Annotated in this window: 16 protein-coding genes; 14 read left to right on the top strand and 2 right to left on the bottom strand. The window is 77.2% G+C overall.

Annotation, left to right across the window (positions count from 1 at the left end; genetic code table 11):
• The first annotated feature begins 152 nt into the window (after window positions 1-152).
• The 7 genes from SNE206_RS02880 (at window position 153) to SNE206_RS02850 (ending at window position 9,319) form a co-directional block, all read left to right on the top strand.
• A complete protein-coding gene (locus SNE206_RS02880) occupies window positions 153-296 on the top strand; it encodes a hypothetical protein (RefSeq protein WP_407911718.1) in 144 nt (47 codons plus the stop codon).
• Window positions 293-619 (top strand): hypothetical protein, encoded by a 327-nt coding sequence (locus SNE206_RS02875; RefSeq protein ID WP_407911717.1) that lies wholly within the window; start codon window positions 293-295, stop codon window positions 617-619. The genes SNE206_RS02880 and SNE206_RS02875 overlap by 4 nt, the downstream gene beginning before the upstream one ends.
• A 59-nt stretch (window positions 620-678) precedes the next feature.
• Window positions 679-2,475, top strand: a complete 1,797-nt coding sequence (locus tag SNE206_RS02870; RefSeq protein WP_407911716.1) for an RNA ligase family protein — start codon at window positions 679-681, stop codon at window positions 2,473-2,475.
• A complete protein-coding gene (locus SNE206_RS02865) occupies window positions 2,475-5,405 on the top strand; it encodes a poly(A) polymerase (RefSeq protein WP_407911715.1) in 2,931 nt (976 codons plus the stop codon). The genes SNE206_RS02870 and SNE206_RS02865 overlap by 1 nt, the downstream gene beginning before the upstream one ends.
• Before the next feature lie 938 nt (window positions 5,406-6,343).
• On the top strand, window positions 6,344-7,474 hold the full coding sequence (locus SNE206_RS02860; protein WP_407911714.1) for a DUF3103 family protein: 1,131 nt from the start codon (window positions 6,344-6,346) through the stop codon (window positions 7,472-7,474).
• Between the two features lie 130 nt (window positions 7,475-7,604).
• The gene (locus SNE206_RS02855) at window positions 7,605-8,690 is read left to right on the top strand and encodes an S-(hydroxymethyl)mycothiol dehydrogenase (protein ID WP_407911713.1); all 1,086 of its coding nucleotides are present in this window, start codon (window positions 7,605-7,607) and stop codon (window positions 8,688-8,690) included.
• Window positions 8,690-9,319 carry an MBL fold metallo-hydrolase gene (locus SNE206_RS02850; RefSeq protein WP_407911712.1) on the top strand — a complete coding sequence of 210 codons (630 nt, stop codon included), beginning with the start codon at window positions 8,690-8,692 and terminating at the stop codon, window positions 9,317-9,319. Before SNE206_RS02855 ends, SNE206_RS02850 begins: the two co-directional genes overlap by 1 nt.
• Before the next feature lie 278 nt (window positions 9,320-9,597).
• Here SNE206_RS02850 and SNE206_RS02845 read toward each other — a convergent pair whose 3' ends face one another.
• Entirely contained in the window at window positions 9,598-12,351 is a 2,754-nt protein-coding gene (locus tag SNE206_RS02845) for a LuxR C-terminal-related transcriptional regulator (RefSeq protein WP_407911711.1), read from the bottom strand.
• A 158-nt stretch (window positions 12,352-12,509) separates the two neighbouring features.
• On the opposite strand from SNE206_RS02845, the gene SNE206_RS02840 reads away from it, so the two are divergent.
• The gene (locus SNE206_RS02840) at window positions 12,510-12,986 is read left to right on the top strand and encodes an ATP-binding protein (protein ID WP_407911710.1); all 477 of its coding nucleotides are present in this window, start codon (window positions 12,510-12,512) and stop codon (window positions 12,984-12,986) included.
• 35 nt (window positions 12,987-13,021) lie between these two features.
• Here SNE206_RS02840 and SNE206_RS02835 read toward each other — a convergent pair whose 3' ends face one another.
• The gene (locus SNE206_RS02835; RefSeq protein WP_407911709.1) at window positions 13,022-13,447 is read right to left on the bottom strand and encodes an SHOCT domain-containing protein; all 426 of its coding nucleotides are present in this window, start codon (window positions 13,445-13,447) and stop codon (window positions 13,022-13,024) included.
• Between the two features lie 333 nt (window positions 13,448-13,780).
• On the opposite strand from SNE206_RS02835, the gene SNE206_RS02830 reads away from it, so the two are divergent.
• The 6 genes from SNE206_RS02830 to SNE206_RS02805 all read left to right on the top strand — a co-directional run bounded on the left by SNE206_RS02830 (window position 13,781) and on the right by SNE206_RS02805 (window position 20,335).
• Window positions 13,781-15,085: a PucR family transcriptional regulator gene (locus SNE206_RS02830; RefSeq protein ID WP_407911708.1), complete on the top strand. Its 1,305-nt coding sequence runs from the start codon at window positions 13,781-13,783 to the stop codon at window positions 15,083-15,085.
• 344 nt (window positions 15,086-15,429) lie between these two features.
• Entirely contained in the window at window positions 15,430-16,257 is an 828-nt protein-coding gene (locus tag SNE206_RS02825) for an ABC transporter ATP-binding protein (protein WP_407911707.1), read from the top strand.
• Window positions 16,254-17,033 (top strand): ABC transporter ATP-binding protein, encoded by a 780-nt coding sequence (locus SNE206_RS02820; RefSeq protein ID WP_407911706.1) that lies wholly within the window; start codon window positions 16,254-16,256, stop codon window positions 17,031-17,033. Before SNE206_RS02825 ends, SNE206_RS02820 begins: the two co-directional genes overlap by 4 nt.
• A complete protein-coding gene (locus SNE206_RS02815) occupies window positions 17,030-17,920 on the top strand; it encodes a branched-chain amino acid ABC transporter permease (RefSeq protein WP_407911705.1) in 891 nt (296 codons plus the stop codon). The genes SNE206_RS02820 and SNE206_RS02815 overlap by 4 nt, the downstream gene beginning before the upstream one ends.
• 4 nt (window positions 17,921-17,924) lie before the next feature.
• Entirely contained in the window at window positions 17,925-19,082 is a 1,158-nt protein-coding gene (locus SNE206_RS02810; RefSeq protein WP_407911974.1) for a branched-chain amino acid ABC transporter permease, read from the top strand.
• Entirely contained in the window at window positions 19,079-20,335 is a 1,257-nt protein-coding gene (locus tag SNE206_RS02805; protein WP_407911704.1) for an ABC transporter substrate-binding protein, read from the top strand. Before SNE206_RS02810 ends, SNE206_RS02805 begins: the two co-directional genes overlap by 4 nt.
• The last annotated feature ends 70 nt before the right edge of the window (window positions 20,336-20,405 follow it).

Raw genomic sequence — 20,405 nt, 5'->3', positions numbered from 1 at the left:
CTGTTGCCCATGTGTACGCGGTTGCGCCTGTCGACTTCTCGCCCCCCGTGTCGTGCGACAGCCGCTCACCGAGGGTCACCACAGCCAAACGACTCCTCGCAAACCAACGGTCGAAACCCCAGGTCGCAGACGGTGGACTCGCAAACCATCCGTTGAAGTCCCCCTGCCTGCCGGGCCTGCTGGGCTTCCTGATCGGGGCGGCGGCGGTGGTCGTGCTGCGCCGGGTGGCCACCGCGGTGGCTGCCGCCGCGGTGGCCCGCGCGTCGGCGAACTCACCGTCGAGGACGGGCGGATGACCGCGAGCACCGGCGCCGCGGACCGGCCGGACCGGCGGATCGACCTGACGGCGCTCGCGTACGAGCGGTTCCCGGCGCCGGTCGCCGAGGCGCAGGCCGGGCTGGGGACGGGCGGGCGGGGCGCGTGGCGGATCCGGGTGACGGAGGACCCGCTCACGGGGGCACCGGTCGTCCGGGTGACGGTGACCGACGGGCAGGCCGCCGTCGCCCTGGAGGCCTGCGCGCAGGGGAACGTCACCGGCCGAACCCCCGCCCCCGCCTCGATGGTCAGTGGTCGGCGGTCGGCGGTAAATCGATGGATCGGCCGATCGCCGCCCTCCTAGAGTGACGTGGCCACCGGGCGCGGAGCGCCGGCCACACCCTCACCCACCAGGAGCGGACGATGCGCGCCCCCTACCCGCGGACCCCGCACCTGCCGTGGTCACCCGGGGCGACCGCCGACGACGTCCGCTCGGACGGGCCGGCGGGGCTGCGCGGCCTGGAGGTCGTCGTCACCGAGAAGCTCGACGGCGAGAACACCACGCTCTACCGCGACGGCCTGCACGCCCGCTCCCCGGACTCCGGCCACCACCCGTCCCGGACGTGGGTGAAGGGACTCCAGGGCCGGATCGGCCCGGCGATCCCGGCCGGCTGGCGGGTGTGCGGCGAGAACCTGTTCGCGCAGCACTCCATCGCCTACCGGTCGCTCGACAGCTGGTTCTACGGCTTCTCCGTCTGGGACGCCGACGACCGCTGCCTCGACTGGGACGCCACCGTGCGCTTCCTGCGCCGCCTCGGCGTGCCCGCCCCGCCCGTGCTGTGGCGCGGCGTGCTCGACGAACGCGCCCTGCGGGCCCTGCGGTTGGACACCGACCGGCAGGAGGGCTACGTCGTGCGGAGCACCGCCGGCTTCGCCCGGGCGGACTTCGCGCACCGGGTCGCCAAGTGGGTCCGCCCGCGGCACGTCCGCACCGACACGCACTGGATGTACGCGGCCGTCGTGGAGAACGGGCTCGGGCCGGCCGCGGCCCTCTGGGCGGTGCGCTCCGGCGCGGCCGCCGACCCGGCGGCCCTGCGGGCCGCGGTGGGCGTCCCCCCTGCACCGGCCGACCCCGGCACCGGCCCGGACACCCCCGGCCCGTCCGGCCCGGACACCGGCGACGAGGCGGTCGCCGACGTCGCCGCCCGGCTCGACGCCCTCGGCCGGACGGGCGACGACCGGCTCACCGGCGTCCTCGCCGCCGCCCTGCACGGCACGCGCCGCGCGGAGCTGGCGGCCCTCCTCGCCGGCCCGCTCGGCCTGCCGACGGCCCGGCGCGTCGCCGACCTCGCCGGGCTGCACCCGGCCCTGCACCGCCCGCACCCGGACGAGCAGCGCCGCTCCGGCCTCGTCCGGCTCTCCTTCGCCGCCGACCTCGGCGTGCTGCACGCGCTCGCCGCGGCGGTGCTCGCCGGACGGACCGGCCCGGAGGCGGAGGAGGCCCGCGGGCAGGTCGAGTGGTCGGCGCTGCACGCCGAGGACGCCGGCATGCTCGCCGGGGACGGGGCGTCCCCGCTGCACCGCCTGCGGTCCGGGCTGCGCGAGGCGTTCGCGGACCTGCCGCCGGACGCCGCCCAGCGCTGCTGGGCGGAGGCCCGCGCGGCCTTCGCGGACGGCAGGATCGGCACCGTCGACGAGGCGGTGGCCGCCACCTGGCGGTGGCGGACGGGGGCGTTCCCCCGCCTGGTGCAGCTGGTCGGCCCGTCCGGCAGCGGCAAGAGCCGGTTCGCCGCCGGGCTGCCCGGCACCGGCGCCCGGATCTCGCTGGACGACCTCCGGCAGGCCCGCGGCGACCGGGCCGACCAGCGGGCCAACGGCGACGTGCTGCGCGCGGGCCTCGACCGCCTCGACGCGGCGCTCGCCACCGGTGCGGCCGCCGTCTGGGACGCCACCTCGCTGAACCGGCACCAGCGGGCGGCCGTGCTGGCCGTCGCGCAGCGCCGCGACGCCCTCGTCACGCAGGCCGTCGCCGTCGTCGGTCCGGACGAGCTGGTGCGACGCAACGCCGTCCGGCCGCACCCGGTGCCCGCCGCGGTCCTCGCCGAGCAGTGGCGCCGCTACGGGCCGCCCTACCCCGGCGAGGCCCACCGCACCTGGTACGTCGGGCCGTCCGGCGCCGTCGACGACACCGCCGGCACGCTCGACGAGGAGGACGTGTGATGCGTACCAGCGAGCAGATCTACCACCGGGTCCGCTGGGACGCCCGGTTCGACCCCGCCCGGTTCGTGCTCGTCGTGCAGCAGCGCGGGGCGGAGCCGAAGCGCGTCCCGCTCGACGCCTTCGCGCCCGGCGGCGAGGTCCCCTGGCACCGGGTGCTGTGCGTGGAGGCGGACGGCACGACCGTGTGGGACCGCGCGGCGGGCCTCGACCTCCTCGACTCCTGCGACGCCGGGCGCGTCCGCGATCCCCGCCGCCTGCGCGCCCCGTTCTTCACCGCCCGCACCCCGTACGCCTGGCAGGCCGACGGCTGGCGGCCCGCTCCCGGCGGGCCGCCCCGCCCGGAGCCGGCCGCCGCGACCGTGCGCGTGCTCACCTGGAACACCCTCTGGGACCGCTACGACAGCGACCGGATCGACACCGCCCGGCGGCGCCCGCTGCTGCTGGCCGCCCTGGAGGCCGCCGACGCCGACGTCATCGCGCTGCAGGAGGTCGAGGCCGGGCTCCTCACGATGCTGCTGCGGGCCCCGTGGGTCCGCGCCGCCTACACCCTGGGCACCGACCCGGAGGGCCGGGACGCCGACGAGTGCGGCGTGCTGCTGCTCAGCCGCCTGCCCGTGCTGGAGGCCGGACGCCACCTGCTGGGCCCCCACAAGGCCGTCGCGGCGGTCACCGTGCGCACCGCCGACGGGCCGCTCACCGTCGCCGCCACCCACCTCAGCAGCGACCACTCCGCGGACGGCCCGGCGCTCCGCCGGGGCGAACTCGCCCGGATCGCCGAAGGGCTGGCCGGCCTGGACGGCGAGCTGCTGCTCGTCGGCGACCTCAACGACGGACGCGACGGGCCCGACGGGCCGGCCGCCGTGCTGGGCCTCGACGACGCCTGGAGCCTCGTCCACGGCCCGGCCGACCGCACCCCGACGTTCGACCCGGGTGCCAACCCGCTGGCCGCCGTCGCCTCCCTGACCGGCCGGGCGTCCCGGCTCGACCGCGTCCTGCTCCGCCCCGGCGGCGCACGGCGGGCCGTCCGGGCCGCGCTGCGCGGCGACACCCCGGCGGCGGACGGGCTGTACGTGTCCGACCATTACGGTGTGGAGGTCGATCTCGGGCCGGGCGGCGCCGAACCCGCCGGCACCTTCGACGTCGCGCCGACGGCCCGCACCGCGCTCGCCTGGCTGCCGCCGGAGGAGCTGTGGCCGCCGATCCAGGACATCCGGGTCGCGCACGACCCGCAGGTGCACCGCTGGCCGCCGCACGTCAACGTGCTCTTCGGCTTCGTCCCCGAGGCGGACTTCGAACGCGCCGCACCGCTGCTCGCGGAGGCCGCAGCCGGGATCCCGCCGTTCGACGCCCGGCTGGAGGGGGTGCACACCTTCCGGCACCGGCAGGACGCCACCGTCTGGCTCGACCCGGCCGCCGCCGGCGCGGGTCCGTGGACGGCCCTGCACCACGCGGTGCAGCAGCGCTTCCCCGCATGCCGGGGCCGCGCCGGGGGCTTCACCCCGCACCTCAGCCTGGGCCGCACCGGCCGGCCCGACCGGGTCGCGGCCGACAGTGCCGCCCGCCTCGCCGGCGCGACGGCCCGGGTCGACACGCTGACCCTGCTCTCCCGCCGCGGCGACGGGCCGATGCGGCCACGGGCCGTCGTCACCCTCGGCACCGGCGGCGTCCGGTGGCTGCCCGAGTCCCCGGACGAGGCCGTACCCGCACCCGCATCCGCCCCGACACCCGCACCCGCACCCGCACCCACGCCCGCACCCGCACCCGGCGACGACCGGGCCGCCGCCCGCACCACCCGCCGGATCGCGGAGGCCCTGGCCGACGGCACGGTGCACGTGGTCGGCTCCCGCCGGACGGGCTGCGCCCTGCCGGGCGCCGACCTCGACCTCGTGGCGGTGCTGCCGGGCACGCCCGGCCTCGCGGAGGTGCGCGCCCGGGTGGCGGCCGCCCTGCCCGGTGCCGGGCCCGTCCGGGAGGTCACCGGCGCCCGGGTGCCCGGTCTGCGGTTCACCGACGGCGGCCTCGGCGTCGACCTCGTCGTGGTGGCCTCCGGCGGTCTCGACCCGGCCGCGGCGGTGGCGCACCGGGCCGATCTGGGCGAGCCGGCCGCCGTCGCGCTGAGCGCCGTCTCCGACGCCGGGGCCCTGCTCGACGCCGTGGGCGCCGCCCGCGCCCCCTTCGCGGGGCTCGCCCGTGACGTGAAGGCGTGGGCGGCGGCCCGCGGTCTCGACTCCGCGCCGTTCGGCGGGCTCCCGGGGCTGGCCTGGTCGGTGCTGACCGCCCGGACGGCGGCCGGGTCCGGGCACCTCCCGCCGGACGCCCTGCTGCGGCACTTCTTCGCCGCCTGGGCGGCGCGGGACTGGCGCACACCCGTCGGCCTGTCACCCGCCGCGGCACCCGCGACAGCACCGGCCCCGGTTCCGGCCCCGGTTCCGGCCCCGGGCGACGCCGTGACGGTCCTGACGCCCACCGCACCCGTCCGCTCCTGCACCGCCCAGGTCACCGCGGGCGGCCGGGACCTCCTCGTCCAGGAGCTCTACCGCGCCTGGGAGATCACCGAGGAGGCCGCCGCCACCGGCACCGATCCGCGGCCGGCCCTGCTGTCACCGCCTCCGCTGCACCGGCGGCACGCCGCCTGGGCGGTGGTGACCGTCCGCACCGACGGCCCGGAGGGGGCGACCGGGGCCGTGGGCGCCGTCCGCGGCCGCATGCGGGCGCTGCTCGCCGCCCTCGACGAGGCGGGCGTGGCCGACGCGCATGCCTGGCCCCGGCCGTTCGGGAGCGGGCCGGGCGTCGTGCGCTACGCCGTCGGCCTGGGCAGCACCCCGCCCGACGCGGACCGGCTCGCCGGGATCACCGGGCGCTGGGGCCGCGGCCTGACCGGCACCGAGGTCGCCCGGGTGGACGGCGGCGGGGTGCCGACGCTGCACTGACGGGTCTGCGGGCGGTACGCCGGCGACTCCTCGGCGTCCGGCCGGGCCGCCGCGGAGCAGTCGTCCGCCGGCAGCAGGCCGGCCCGGCCGGCGAGGGCGTCGGCCCACTCCTCCGGGCCCCGGCGGGCGAGCGGGCTGCCCGGCGCCGCCGCCCGGGCGAGTGCCGCCATCTCCTCGCGCACCGCCAGGCCCTCCGCGCGGCGGCCGAGGTCGTAGAGGTGCAGCTGACGGCTCCGCAGGGCCTGGACGAGGATCTCCGGGCGCCGCGGGTCGTCCGCGGCCGTGCCGCGGGCCGCGGCGACGGCCTCGTCGAGCAGGGCGAGCCGCGCCTCGGGCAGGTGGCGGACCTGCGGGTCGCGGCTGAGCACCACGAGGGCCCGCGCGAGCTTCGGGGCGTAGACCGCCGGGCTGAACGGGACGAGCGCGCGGTAGGCCGTCACCTCCTGCAGGAGGCCGAGCCGGCCGGTGCCGAGCAGCAGTACCCGGGCGCGCAGGGCCGCGTCGTGATCCATCGTCTCCCCTTGTCCTCCACCCCCGGATCGCCCCCGCCGGGTGCCTGGACAGCACGGCGGCACGCCGCTGCCTCCGGGTGCGGAGACCGGCGTACGGGAAGGGTGGATGCCGACGATTCTGGGGGTCCGCGGCCGTCCGGGAGAAGGGCCGGCGGACGTGCTCCTGGTCCTACCGGCGAGGCCCGTGACGGGGCATGATGGACCTGACACCCTCCCGGCGGCCTTTCCCGCCCCGCCGCGCGCCCGGCCTGACTGACGTTCCGTCAGGTTTTCACCCGCACGGCCTTGACGGGAACACGCCCATCTTGCTTGGCTTCTGAGGCTCACCCACCACCGCTCCGCCCTCCCGGCCGCCAGGGCGTCGACATGCCGTGGCCCCGTGGGCGGGGCGCGCTCCGTACGCACACCCCCGCACTGGAGGATCCGTTGAGCACTGCGACCACCCTGCGCGCCGCCGTCGGCGCCGCCCTGGCCCTGGCGCTGGCCGCCACCGCCCAGACCGCGTACGCCGGGCCGGCGAGCGCCCGCACCGAGGCGCTGCAGCCCGCCCGCCCGCACACGCCCGCACACACGTCCGTGCACACCGTCGAGGACGACACCGCGCGGGCACTGGCCGGCTCGGTCGGCGACACCGCGTGGCGGGCCCGGCTGGCGGCCGCGACCGCCGGCGGCGCCGAGGCCGACCTCGCCGCCCTCACCGCCCGGCCCGACGCCGGGGCGGGCCGCCGCCTGGCCGCGCCCGTCGCCGCCGCGAACTCCGCCGTGCTCACCGCGAAGGGCCTGGGCGCCGGTGCCGGGCCGCTGCTGCGGGTGCGCCTCGGCGACGCCTCGATGCGCGCGGCCCTCGACGCCGGCACCGCGCCCTGGGTCGCCGCGGCGCCCGCGGACGACGACGCGACCTCGTTCACCGCGTACGACGCCCGGGGCCGCGCGCACACCGTGGACGCCACCCGGGTGCCGGAGCAGCCGCTCTACCTCGTCGACGTCGACGCCGGCCGGGCGCTCGCCGCCGGCACCGGGATCCTCCGGCAGGCGCTCGGCGGCCCCGCCGCGGCCGCCGCGGCCACCGGCTGGTGGGCCACGAGGATCGACTCGGTCGAGCTCTCCGACGACGAGGAGCCGTGGTTCAAGGGCGACGCCGAGGTGTACGCCCTGGTCACCGGCTTCGGCCTGGACGGCAAGGTGCGGGTCGACCCGGTCGACATGCCCTACCTCGACTCCGACGGCACCGTCTACCGCCCCAACCAGCTCCTCGTGAACTGGTCCTCCTACAAGTACAACCTCGCGGACGTCGTGCTGATGGAGGAGGACGGCGACACGAACTACCAGGCCCTCGCGAAGGCGATCGCCGCCGTGCTGCTCACCGTCACCGACCAGGGGGCGTACGTCCCGCTGGTGAACGCCGTGCTCGACGCGATCCCCACCGAGTGGTGGACCGACGACCCGGACTACGTCGATTCCTGGTACACCCTGGCCCGCACGTCCTCCGGCACGCTGAACGGCGCCCGCGGCAACGGGCGGATGAGCGTCTCCCCGTACTACGTGTCGGCGTTCTGACGGCGCGACGCCCCGCCCCGGCCGATTCCCGCAGGATCCCCCGGCGGCTCGGATAGCTTGGCCGCGGAGCACACGGCCGCCCCCCTCGGGCGGGCGGCCGTGCCCGAGACGACGAGGGAGCACGGATCTGATGGCACAGCAGGTACGGGGAGTGATCGCCCGGTCGAAGGGCGCACCGGTGGAGGTGGCCACGATCGTGGTGCCGGATCCGGGGCCGGGCGAGGCGGTGGTGCAGGTGCAGGCGTGCGGGGTCTGCCACACCGACCTGCACTACCGGGAGGGCGGGATCAACGACGAGTTCCCGTTCCTGCTGGGCCACGAGGCGGCGGGCGTGGTGGAGTCGGTCGGCGAGGGCGTCACGGAGGTCGCGCCGGGCGACTACGTGATCCTCAACTGGCGTGCGGTGTGCGGCCGGTGCCGGGCCTGTCGGCGCGGACGGCCCTGGTACTGCTTCGACACCCACAACGCGAAGCAGCGGATGACCCTGGAGGACGGCACCGAGCTGTCCCCCGCGCTGGGGATCGGCGCGTTCGCGGAGAAGACCCTGGTCGCCGCGGGGCAGTGCACGAAGGTCGACCCGGCGGCGTCCCCGGCGGCCGCCGGACTGCTGGGCTGCGGGGTGATGGCCGGCCTGGGCGCGGCGATCAACACCGGCGGCGTGGGCCGCGGCGACTCCGTCGCGGTGATCGGCTGCGGCGGCGTGGGCGGCGCGGCCGTCGTCGGGGCGAAGCTCGCGGGCGCGGGCCGGATCATCGCCGTCGACCTCGACGACCGCAAGCTCGCCGGCGCCCGCACGCTGGGCGCCACCCACACCGTCAACTCCACCGCCACCGACCCGGTCGAGGCGATCCGGGAGCTGACCGGCGGCCACGGCGCGGACGTCGTCATCGACGCGGTCGGCCGCCCCGAGACCTACCGGCAGGCCTTCTACGCCCGCGACCTGGCGGGCACCGTCGTCCTGGTCGGCGTGCCGACCCCGGAGATGCGGCTGGAGCTGCCGCTGCTCGACGTCTTCGGCCGCGGCGGATCCCTCAAGTCCTCCTGGTACGGCGACTGCCTGCCCGGCCGGGACTTCCCGATGCTCATCGACCTCTACCTGCAGGGCCGCCTGGACCTCGACGCGTTCGTCAGCGAGACCATCGCCCTGGACGGCGTCGAGGAGGCCTTCGGGCGGATGCACCGCGGCGAGGTCCTCCGCTCGGTGGTGGTGTTCTGATGACCGCGCGCATCGAACACCTCGTGACCTCCGGCGAGTTCACCCTCGACGGCGGCAGCTGGAAGGTCGACAACAACGTCTGGCTCGTCGGCGACGACACCGAGGTGATCGTCGTCGACCCCGCCCACGACGCGGAGGCGATCGAGGCCGCCGTCGCCGGCCGCCACGTCCTCGCGATCGTCTGCACCCACGGCCACAACGACCACGTCAACGCCGCCCCCGACCTCGCCGCCGGCACCGCCGGGCCGGTGCTCCTGCACCCCGACGACACCGAGCTGTGGCAGTACACCCACCCCGGGATGCGGCCGGACGGCCCACTGGAGGACGGGCAGACGCTGACCGTCGCCGGGACGGAGCTGACGGTGCTGCACACCCCGGGCCACAGCCCGGGCGCGGTCTGCCTGTACGCCCCGGCCCTGGGCACCGTGCTCACCGGCGACACGCTGTTCGCGGGCGGCCCCGGCGCCACCGGCCGCTCGTTCTCGGACTTCCCCACGATCATCCGCTCGATCCGCGAGCGCCTGCTCGTGCTGCCGCCGGACACCGTCGTCCACACCGGCCACGGCGACTCCACCACCATCGGCGCCGAGGCCCCGCACCTGGAGGAGTGGATCGCCCGCGGGCACTAGGCCCGGCCGGCAGCCGCCCGGGCACCCGGCCCCGCCGCGCGGCCGGCCCGGAGCCGGCCGCGCTCCCCCCGCCGCCCGTGCGTGGCGCGGGGGGAGCGGACGGCGGCGGGCGCCGCGGTGGTCCGCCACGGCGCCCGGCGCGAGTGCGCGAAGCCGCCCGTGGTTGGGGGGCGGCCCCGTTGCGGCGCCGCCCGGATCACGTGCGGCGCCGCCCCCGGTGAGCCTGCCGCACCGCACCGCCCCGCCCAATCCGGAACCGCGTTTCCACGGATACGCAATCAATCCGCGGCCTCCGGCCCCGGGGCGAGCTGCTGCCGCGACTGCGCGCCGGTCTTCTGCATGGCCCGGGCCACGTGCTGCTCCACGGTGCGCGGCGACAGGTGCAGGGCGGCGGCGATCTCCCGGTTGGTCATGCCGCCCGCCGCCAGCTGCGCGACCTCCGTCTCACGGGGCGACAGGAGGTCGCCGTAGCCGGGCCGGCCCGGGGTGCGGCGCTCCTCGGCGGGCCGGCGGCCGCGCAGTTCGGCCCGCGTGCAGGCGGCGTCCCAGGTGGCGCCCAGCGCCTCGAACTGCCGCGCGTTCTCCGCGAGCGCGGCGACCGCCGTCTCGGCCGGGCCGCCGGCCGCGAGGGTGCAGCGGGCGGCGGCGGTGGCGGTGAGCGCCGCGTGGTACGGGCGGGGCAGGGCCGCGTACAGCCGGGCGGCGGCCCCGTGGTGGCGGGCGGCCCCCGCCGCGTCGCCGACGGCCTCGGCGAGCGCGCCGCGGGTCCAGTGCAGGGCGGCCTCCGCGGAGGGGGCGTCCCGGCCCTCCAGCCCGGCGGCGAACTCCGCGGTCATCTCGCGGGCCGCGGCCACCGCGCCGGAGCGGGCGGTCGCCTCGACCGCCCAGGGGGCGAGTTCGGCCGCCCAGGCCCAGACCCCCTTGGCGCGCATCCGCTGCCAGGCGGTGGCGGCCTCGGCGGCGGCCGCGGGCAGGTCGTCCCGGGCCAGCGCGAGGCGCACGAGCGCGCCGGAGATGGTGGCGGAGAGCGGCACGGGGCCGCCGTCGAGGTCGATGGTGTCGGGGCCGGTCAGGTGGACGGCGGTGTCGGCCCAGGCGCCGCGGGCGAGCGCGAGCAGGCCGAGCACCATCCGGGCGTCGGAGGCGATGTACGGCATCGCGCCGGCCTCGTCGACGAGGGCCCCGGCGCGGGCCGCGAGCCCGGCCCACCGGCCGGACGCCCAGTCGAGCACGAGGGTGCAGGCCCGCCCGGTGCGTTCGGCGTAGGAGGCACCGCTGCGGGCGGCGAGGGCGACGCCCTCGCCGAGGAGTTCGCGGGAACGGTCGTAGTGGCCGAGCCAGACGGCGGCGTCGGCGGCGTTGCACAGGCCGCGGGCGGCCTGCTGGCGGGCGGCGACGAGTCCGCTCTCCCGGGGCAGGGCGTCGACGAGCGGCCACGCCCCCGGGTCGCCGGTGCTGAGCAGCACGCTGGCCCGGTTGGCGGCCACCGCGGCCCGGACCACCGGGTCGTCGGCCTGCTCGGCGACGGTGACGGCCCGCTCGATCCAGGCGGTGTTCTCGGCGAGCGAGCCGCCGGGCCAGTACGGCATGGCGAGGGCCGACATGGCGCGGGCGAGCAGCACCGGCTGGCCCTGCAGCTCGCCGACGGAGTGCTCCAGCTCCCGCAGGCCCTCGACGCAGCGCCCCATCTGGTTGCAGAGCAGCAGGCCGAGGTCGAGCCGGATCTCGCCGCGGACGGCGGGGGCGACGCCCGGGTCGGCGACGATGTGCCGGAGCACCTCCACCGTGCGGTCGGAGCGCAGGCCCATGACCGCGGAGCGGGCGAGCAGGGTGGCGAGCCGCGAGCGGGCGTGCTCGGGCACGGGGCCGGTGGCGAGTGCGGATTCGAGCAGGCCGACGGCGCGTTCGAGTTCGCCGTCCTCGACGTGCCGGCGGGCGGCGTGCTCGACGGCGGGCAGCCAGCCGCGCAGGTCGCCGCAGGCCAGCCGGTGCGCGGCGACGCGCTCCCACGGCACCGGCTGGCGGCGGGCCAGCACGCGGGCGGCGCGCCGGTGGAGGTCCGCGCGGACCGGGCCCGGCAGGTGGCTGCGCAGGGCGGCCGCGGCGAGCGGCACGCCGAAGCCGTACCGGCCGTCGCCGAGCTCCTGGAGGGCCGCGGTGCGCAGCGCGGCGAGGAGCGCGGTGCGGCCCTCGGCCGGGGTGAGGCCGGCCGTCCCGGTGAGGTCGGCGGCGGTGGCGGGGCCGTCGAGGACGGCGGCGGCGTGGACGACGGGCCGGTGGGCGGCGCTCAGCGCGGCGGTACGGCGCAGGACGAGTGCGCCGAGCCGGGGCGGCGGCACGGGGTCGGCACCGGCGGCGAGGGCCGCGGCGGTGGCGGCGGCCGTGGCGGGGCCGAGGAGGTCGGCGACCACCTGGGCGTTGCCGCCGGCGGCCCGGTGCAGGTGGGCGGCGAGGCCGGGCGGGCCGTGGTCCGGGCCGAGGGCGGCGGCGGCCCGGCGGCGGACGTCGGCGACGGTGAGCGGGCCGAGCACGTGGCGGACGACGGCGAGGGCCGCCGGGTAGTCGGTGGCGGGGCCGAGGGGCAGGCCGGGTTCGGGCAGTTCCTCGGGGCGGTAGGTGAGCACGCAGGCGAGGCCGGGCGGGGGCGCGGCGAGCAGGGCCCGCAGGGCGGCGGCGTCGGCGGGGGCCGCGCGGTGCACGTCCTCGGCGAGGAGCAGCAGGGGGCCGGCCGGCGGCGGGCCGTCGAGGGCGTCCGGGCCGGTGCGGGCGGGTACGGGCAGGCCGGCGCAGAGCCGGGCGGCGAGGGTGCTGCGGCCGCGGCCGGCCTCGCCTTCGAGGAGGACGAGGAGGGGGGTGGCGGCAGGGTCCGCGAGGGTGCGTTCCAGCAGGTGGCGCAGGGTGGCCTCGCCGGGCTGCGGGTCCGGGGCCGGGCGGCGCGGCCGGGCGGCGGCCGACGGGGCGCCCGGCGGGGCGCTCGGCGGGGCGCTCGGCGAGCCGGCCGGGGTGCCGCCGGCGGGCGGGGTGGCGTTCACCGGGCCGCCCGGTGTTCTTTGCGTATCCGTAGTTCGGTCCCCACTGATTGCGGCTGCGGAGGTGCGGCGGGCAGCGTGGCAGGGGTCAAGGCCTCTCGGCCCGGCGGAGCGGCGGGGGCCGTCGCCGACGCCGTCCGCCGTCCAGGCAGGAGCCCCGCGTGAGAACCACGAGTCTTCAGAGCCCGGCCGCCGTGCACTCCGGGCACGGTGGCGGCCTGCCGCCGGTGCGGCGCGTGCTGGCCTCGGTGACGGTGCCGGCGCGGGCCGAGGCCGTGCCGGGGCTGCGCCGTCTCGCGCGTGCGGCGACGGACGGCGCGGACGTCTCCGCGGAGGTCCGGGAGGCCCTGGCGGTGATCGTCACCGAGCTGGCGACCAATGTCGTCCTGCACAGCGGCAGCTCCGATCTCTCGGTGGTGTTCGAGCTCTGCGACACCGCGCTGACGGTGAGGGTACGGGACGGCGGCCGCTGGCGGGAGCGTTCGGCGCCGCGGTGCGAACCGGCGGACGTGGACGCGGTGTTCGGGCGCGGGCTGGGCCTGGTGCGGGCCTTCGCCGCGCACACCTCGGTGCTGCGGACGGCGGGTGGCACGGTGGTGGAGGCCGTGATCGCGCGCGGTCCGGCCGTGCCGGGCTGACGCCGGCCGGCTGCCGGGCGTGCCGGGCCGCGGGGTCAGGCGAGGAGTTTGGCCTTGGCCTTCTGGAACTCCTCCTCGGAGATGGATCCGGCGGCCTTGAGGTCGGCGAGCTTGGAGAGCTCCTGCACGTGGCCTCCCGTGCCGCCTCCGGTCCCGGCGGCTCCGGCGGTGCCCTCGGAGGCGGCGGCCTTGCGGATGTACGCCTGGAAGGCCTCGTCGGCCTGCCGGGCCTGTTCGAGGTCCCGCTGTCCCATGGAGCTGCCGCGGGCGATGAGGTAGACGAAGACGCCGAGGAACGGCAGCAGGACGACGAAGATCGTCCATCCGGCCTTGCCCCAGCCGCCCATGTCGTGGCTGCGGAAGATGTCGGTGATGATCTTGAAGAGGAGGAAGAACCAGATGATGAAGAGGAAGAGCTCCAGCATCGTCCAGAAGAGGTTGAGCAGCGGGTAGTCGTCCATGGCACTCCGTCCGAGCCGTACGCCGGCCGACCGGCGGGCTGTCGGTCCACGGCGGCGCCCCCGCACCGCCCGCCCCCGGCGTCCGAGCCGGAACAGGGGACAGAACGAGTCATACCATCGCATTCCGTCCCGATCGCCCGGACACTGGGCCGATCGGGTGGCGTCGGGGCCCCGCGGACGGGGCAGGGTCACGGTGCGTCACGGACGATCACGTCCCGGACAGCGCGGGGTCACGATTCGGCCGTCGGCGGTGCGCAGACCGGGCGATTCCTTGTGCTGCCGCGCCCGATGTCATTAACTACCAGCGCTAGTTAAGTCGACGAGGGAGCGCTCGTGAGACCACCGGCCCTGGCTCCGCCCGGCACCGCACCGACCGGCCCGGCCCGCCCGCGCCGCCTCCGCGGCCTGCCCGACGACCCGCCCGCCCGGCGGCCGCTGCGCTCGCAGGCCGACACCGAGGCCGAACAGCTGCTCCGCCGCACCGCCCAGTGCCTGCTCGGCGAGGTCGACTCCCTCGCCCGCGAGCTGGTCGCGATGATCACCGAACGCGAACCCGCCTACCGGCCCGCCGCGATCGGCCCCGAAGAGCTCCACCTGGAGGTGCGCACCTCCCTGGAGAGCTCCGTCCGGACCCTCATGGACCCGGCCGCCGGCTGGGAGGCCGCCCGGCGCTGCTCCTGGCACATCGGCGCCCTCCGCGCCCAGCGCGAACTGCCCCTCGACGCCCTGCTGCACGCCTTCCGCCTCGGCGGCGGCCTGGTCTGGCGCCGCCTCGTCGAGACCGCCACCCTGCGCGAACCCGACCGGGCCCACCTGCTGCTGCACAGCGCCGCCGGCATCTGGAGCTTCGTCGACGAGCACTCCGACCTCATCACCGAGGCCTACCGCGCCGTCGAGAGCCAGACCGCCCGCGAGCACCGCGAACGCGCCCACGCCATGGTGCAGTCGCTCCTCGACGGCACCACCCGGATCGCCGACCTCGCGACCGTCGCCGCCGCCCTCGACCTGCCCGAGCACGGCCGGTACGTCGTCGCCGCCCTCGCCGCCCCCGACGGCCCGCCGCTGCGGCCCCACCCCGTCGAACCGCCCGCGGACCCGCCGCCCGGCGTCCGGATCGTGCGCCACGGCGGCACCGACCGCGAGTACGCCCTCGTGCTGCTCGACGACCGCACCGAACCCGCCGCCCTCGCCGCCCACCTGCCGACCCGTCAGGCCATGCGCGTCGGCATCGGCCCGGTCGTCGGGGAGCTCTCCGACCTCGGCGCGGCCCGCCGCGCCGCGGACGTCGCCCTGCGCACCTGCACCGCCGACGGCGACGTCGCGCTGCTGCACGAGCGCCTGCCCGCCGCCCTCGTCGTCTCCCTCCCCGACCTCGGCGCCGCGCTGGTGGCCCGCGCCCTGGGGCCCGTCCTCGACCTCGACCACCAGGACCGCGAGTGCCTGCTGAGCACGCTCGCCGTCTGGCTCGACTCCGCGGGCTCCGCCCAGCGGGCCGGGAGCCGCCTCTACTGCCACCGCAACACCGTCCTCAACCGCCTGCGCCGCTACGAGCAGCTGAGCGGCCGCAGCCTCAACCACCCGCGCGACCTCGTCGAGCTCTCGCTCGCCCTCGACGCGCACCGGCTCCTCTCGGCCTGACCGCCCGCCCTCCCGGGCCCGTCGCGGAGCCGCCGGCCGCCCCGGCGGCCGGCGGCCCCACGCCGCCGTGCATCCCCCGGCGGCCGGCGGCCCCGCGCCGCACTCTGCCGCCCCGCCGCGCCCCGCACCAGCGCCCGCCCGAGCACTGGTCGCCGTCACAACCCGGCCCGCGGGCGGCTGTGCAGCCGCAACACGTGCTCCCCGTGCCATGGACCGCCGCCGCGCGGCCGTGGTGTTCTGCGGCTCGTCCAGAACCGGGCCGACCCAGCGTCCCCGGCGTCTCCCACCCTCCCGAGCGGCCGTGGCCCCTGCGCACCGGCCCCCGCTCGGACGCAAGGAGCACCATGAGCCCACCCGAGCTGCCCAGCGCACTCAGCATCGAGAACCTCCACGTGACCTACGGGCGCGCCGTCGAGGCGCTGCGCGGCGTGTCGCTGGACGTCCCGGCCGGCCGGATCGTCGCCGTGCTCGGCGCCAACGGCGCCGGCAAGAGCACCCTGCTGCGCGCCGTGTCCGGCACGCTCGGCCTGCACCGCGGGGCCGTGGTGCGCGGGGCCGTCCGGGCCGGCGGGCAGGCGCTCACCGGCGACCCCGCCCGGGCCGTCCGGGCCGGCGTGGTGCAGGTGCCCGAAGGACGGCGGGTGTTCGCCGGCCTCACCGTCGAGGAGAACCTCCGCGCCGGCGAGCTGGGCCGCGGCCGCCTCGGCGCCGCCTCCCGCCGGCAGGCCCGGGACCGCGTGCTCGACCTGCTGCCGGTGCTCGCCGAGCGGCGCCGCCAGAAGGCCGGGCTGATGTCCGGCGGCGAGCAGCAGATGCTCGCCATCGGCCGGGCCCTCATGGCCGATCCCCGCGTGCTGCTGCTCGACGAGCCCTCGCTCGGGCTCGCGCCCCGGATGGTCAGCCGGATCGGCGTGATCGTGCAGGAGATCAACCGCCAGGGCACCGCCGTGCTGCTGGTCGAGCAGAACGCCGCCATGGCGCTCTCGATCGCGCACCGCGCCTCCGTGCTGGAGAACGGCCGGGTGCGGCTGGAGGGCCCGGCCGCGGAGCTCGCCGCCGGCGACGAGGTGCGCCGCCTCTACCTCGGCGCCGCCGAGGAGCCGACCGCCGAGGAGTCCGCCGCGGCGGGCACCGCCCCGGCGCCCGCCGCGCTGACCAGGTGGACGGCGTGAGCGCCGCGGCCGCCCGGCTCACCGTCCGCGACGTCACCGTCCGCTTCGCCGGGCTGACCGCGCTCGACGGCGTCTCGTTCACGGTCGAACCCGGCACCGTGCACGCGCTCATCGGCCCGAACGGCGCCGGCAAGTCCACCTGCTTCAACGTGCTCTCCGGCGTCTACCGGGCCACCGCCGGCAGCGTCGAGTACGCCGGGCACGACCTCACCCGCCTGGCGCCGCACCGGATCACCGCGCTGGGCGTCGCCCGCACCTTCCAGAACATCGTGCTCACCGAGGGCACCGTCGCCGACAACCTCATGCTCGGCCGGCACCGGCTCACCCGGGCCGGGTTCACGGCCACCGCCCTGCGGCTGCCCTCCGCCGTCCGCGAGCAGAGGCGGCACCGGGCGCGCGCCGCGGAGATCGCCGACTTCCTCGGCCTCGGACCGCACTTCGACCGGCCGGTGGGCCCGCTGCCGTACGGCCTGCGCAAGCGGGTGGAGATCGCCCGGGCCCTGTGCACCGAGCCGCAGCTGCTGCTGCTCGACGAGCCGGTGGCCGGCATGAACCCCACCGAGCGGCTCGCCATGGCGTCCACCGTCGCCGCCGTCCGCGACGCCCTCGGCATCTCGATCCTGCTGGTCGAGCACGACATGGGGATGGTCATGCGGCTCGCCGACACCGTCACCGTCCTCGACTTCGGCCGGCGCATCGCCGACGGCACCCCGGAGGCCGTCCAGCAGGACCCGGCGGTCGTCCGCGCCTATCTCGGACAGGAGGAATCCGCATGACCACCTTCGCCGGGACCGTGCTGAACGGCATCGCCCTCGGGTCGGTCTACGCCCTGATCGCCCTCGGTTTCGTCGTCGTCTTCAAGGCGTCCGGGGTCATGAACTTCGCCCACGGATCCGTCCTGCTGCTCGGCGGCTGGACGATCACGGCGACCCACGCCGCGCTCGGCTTCCCCCTCGCCGTGCTGCTCGGCGCGGCGAGCGCCGCCGCCGCCTCCGGCCTGCTGCACCTGCTCTCCGCGCGCGGCGTACGCGGCGCCGGGGTGCACGTCGCGACCATCCTCACCATCGGCGTCGACCTGCTGCTCGTCACGGCGCTGGCCCGCGGGATCGGCCCGGACTACCTCGGCACCGGCGACCCCTGGGGCACCGGGGTGGTCCGGATCGGCGGGGTGTCGCTCGCGGAGTCCCGCCTCGCCGGGATCGCCGTGTCGGTGGCGCTGATCGGCGTGTTCTTCGCCGTCTTCCGCTGGTCGCGCTGGGGCCTGTCGATGCGGGCCGCCTCCGCCGACCAGGAGGCCGCCGCCCTGATGGGCATCCGGCTCGGGCGGGTCCGGCTGGTGGCCTGGTGCGCGGCCGGCGCGCTGGCCGCGGTGGCCGCGGTCTTCCTCGCGGCGTTCCCCGCGCCCGGCCTGGACCGCTCCACCGGCCAGCTCGCCCTCGCCGCCTTCCCCGCGGCGATCCTCGGCGGCATGGACTCGGCGCTCGGCGCCCTCGCCGGGAGCATCGCGATCGGCCTGGCCGGCGCGCTCGCGACCGGCTACCAGGACCGGCTCGGCGCGTTCGGCGAGGGCCTGCCCGGCATCGCCCCGTACCTCGTGATGATCCTCGTGCTGCTGGTGCGGCCGGCGGGTCTCCTCGGGTCGAAGGAGACCTCCCGTGTCTGACCTCCTGTCACCGCTCCTGTCACCGCTCCTGTCGCCGCGCCGGGCCGCGGCCGCCGCCGGCGTCGTGCTGCTGCTCGTCCTGCCGCTCTACGCGGACGGGTTCTGGCTGCAGAGCGGACTGTTCGCGATGGCGGCCGTGCTCGGGGCGATCGGCCTCAACCTGCTCACCGGCACCGCCGGCCAGCTCTCGCTCGGCCACGCGTTCTTCCTCGCCGTCGGCGCGTACGGCTACGTGTGGCTCTCCGGCGAGCCCTCCGGCAGCGGCACCGGCCGGCTCTCCGGGCTCGGCCTGCCGCCGGTGCTCGCGTTCGTCCTCGCGATCGCGCTGGCCGGGGCGGCGGGCGGGCTGTTCAGCCCGATCGCGGGCCGGCTGCGCGGCATGTACCTCGGCGTCGCCACCATCGCCCTGGTCTTCCTCGGCCAGCACGTGATGCTCACCTCCCACGCGGTGACCGGCGGCTTCAACGGCCGCGCGGTGACGCCCATGGAGGTGTTCGGCTTCTCCTTCAGCGACGCCTCGCCCGGCGGGCTGACCGTGCTCGGGGTGCCGTTCGGCGGCATCGAACGCCTCTGGTACCTCGGCCTGGCCCTGGTCGCGGTCGGCCTGTTCACCGCGTACGGCCTGCGGCAGGGCCGCCCGGGACGCGCGCTGGGCGCGATCCGGGACAGCGAGACGGCCGCCGCCGTGATGGGCGTGCCGGTGGCCCGCTACCGCTGCGCGGCGTTCGTCGTCTCCTGCCTCTACGCCGGTGCGGCCGGAGCGCTCACCGCGCTCGTCTTCAAGCGCGTCGTGCCCGACCACTTCGGGCTGGCGCTGTCCATCGACTACCTCGCCATGATCGTCATCGGCGGTCTGGGCTCGGTCGGCGGCGCCGCCGCCGCGGCCGTCCTCGTCTCCCTGCTGCCGCAGGTGCTGACGACGTACGCCGACGGGCTGCCGCTGGTCGCCCCGGCCGGCTCCGACGCCTTCGGGGCCACCCCCGGCGAGGCCGCCCGGTACCTCTACGGCGCCGCGATCGTGCTGATCCTCACGCTCCGGCCCGGCGGACTGGCCTCGCTGGTCCGACGCCGGCCCGGCACCACCCCCACGCCCTCACCCGCACCACTCGCACCGCCCACGCCTGCCATCCACCCCTCGCACGGCAAGGAGCCGACCCCGTGAAGAACAACCGACTCGTCAGATCCGCCGCAGCCGCCGCCGTCCTCCTCCTCGCAACGACCGCCTGCAGCACCAAGACCGGCACCTCCTCGGAGCGGGTCGGCAAGGACGACGTGGCCATGGGCCCCGGCGTCACCGACACCACCATCACCCTGGGCGCCCTCACCGACCTCACCGGCGTCTACGCCTCGCTCGGCAAGAGCATCGTCAACGCCCAGCAGATGTGGGCGGAGCAGGTCGACAAGAGCGGCGGCATCTGCGGCCGCAAGGTCGAGATCAAGGTCAAGGACCACGGCTACGACGTGCAGAAGGGCGTCGCCGCGTTCGCCGAGATCGAGCCGGAGTCGGCCATGCTGACCCAGGTCATCGGCTCCCCCGTCGTCGCCGCCCTCAAGCAGGACATCGCCGCCCGCAAGATCCTCACCCTGCCGCTGGGCTGGTCGTCCACCCTGCTCGGCCAGGAGTACGTGCAGGTGGTCGGCCCGACGTACGACATCGACATGGTCAACGCCGTCGACTTCCTCACCCGCACCGCCCACCTCACCGCGGGCGCGAAGATCGGACACGTCTACTTCGAGGGCGAGTACGGCGAGAACGCCCTCGCCGGCGCCCGCTACGCCGCCCAGCAGAGCGGCTACGAGATCGTCGGCCAGAAGATCAAGGCCACCGACACCGACCTCGCCGCCCAGGTCGCCGCCCTCAAGCAGGCCGGTGTCAAGGCGATCCTGATCAGCGCCGGCCCCAAGCAGACCGCGTCCCTCGTCGGCCTCTCCGCCGCCCAGGGCCTCCTCGTGCCGGTCGTCTCCAGCGCCCCCGGCTTCGCCCCGCAGCTGCTCGACAGCGCGGCCGCGCCCGCCCTGGAGAAGATGCTCTTCCTCACCAGCGGCTACCCGGCCGCGAGCGCCGATACCTCCCGGATGCGCCAGCTCGTGCAGGACTACAAGGCGCGCTACCCCGACGCCCCCGTCGACAGCGGTGTCGTCAGCGGCTGGGTCGCCGCGCAGGTCGCCGCCGAGGCGCTGAGCGACGCCTGCACCTCCAAGAAGCTCACCCGTGAGGGCATCGCCGCCGCCCACCGCGCCCAGACCGCGCTGAACATCCTCGACGTGCCGTTCGACTTCAGCGACCCCTCGAAGCCGTCCACGTACGCGTCCTTCGTGCAGAAGCCCTCCAAGCAGGCCACCGGCGGTCTCACCACCGTCGAGCCCGCCCACGAGGTCGCCGCCGGACGCAGCTACCAGCTGCCGAAGGGCTGACCGGACCGGCCGGCCGGGCCCCGCGCCCGGCCGGCCGCCCCGCCCCGCGCCGTCCACCCGCGCCGTCCGC

The sequence above is a fragment of the Kitasatospora sp. NE20-6 genome (assembly GCF_045862635.1).
The sequence above is the reverse complement of the archived record's forward strand: the minus strand, read 5'-3'. Positions and strand labels throughout refer to the sequence as shown.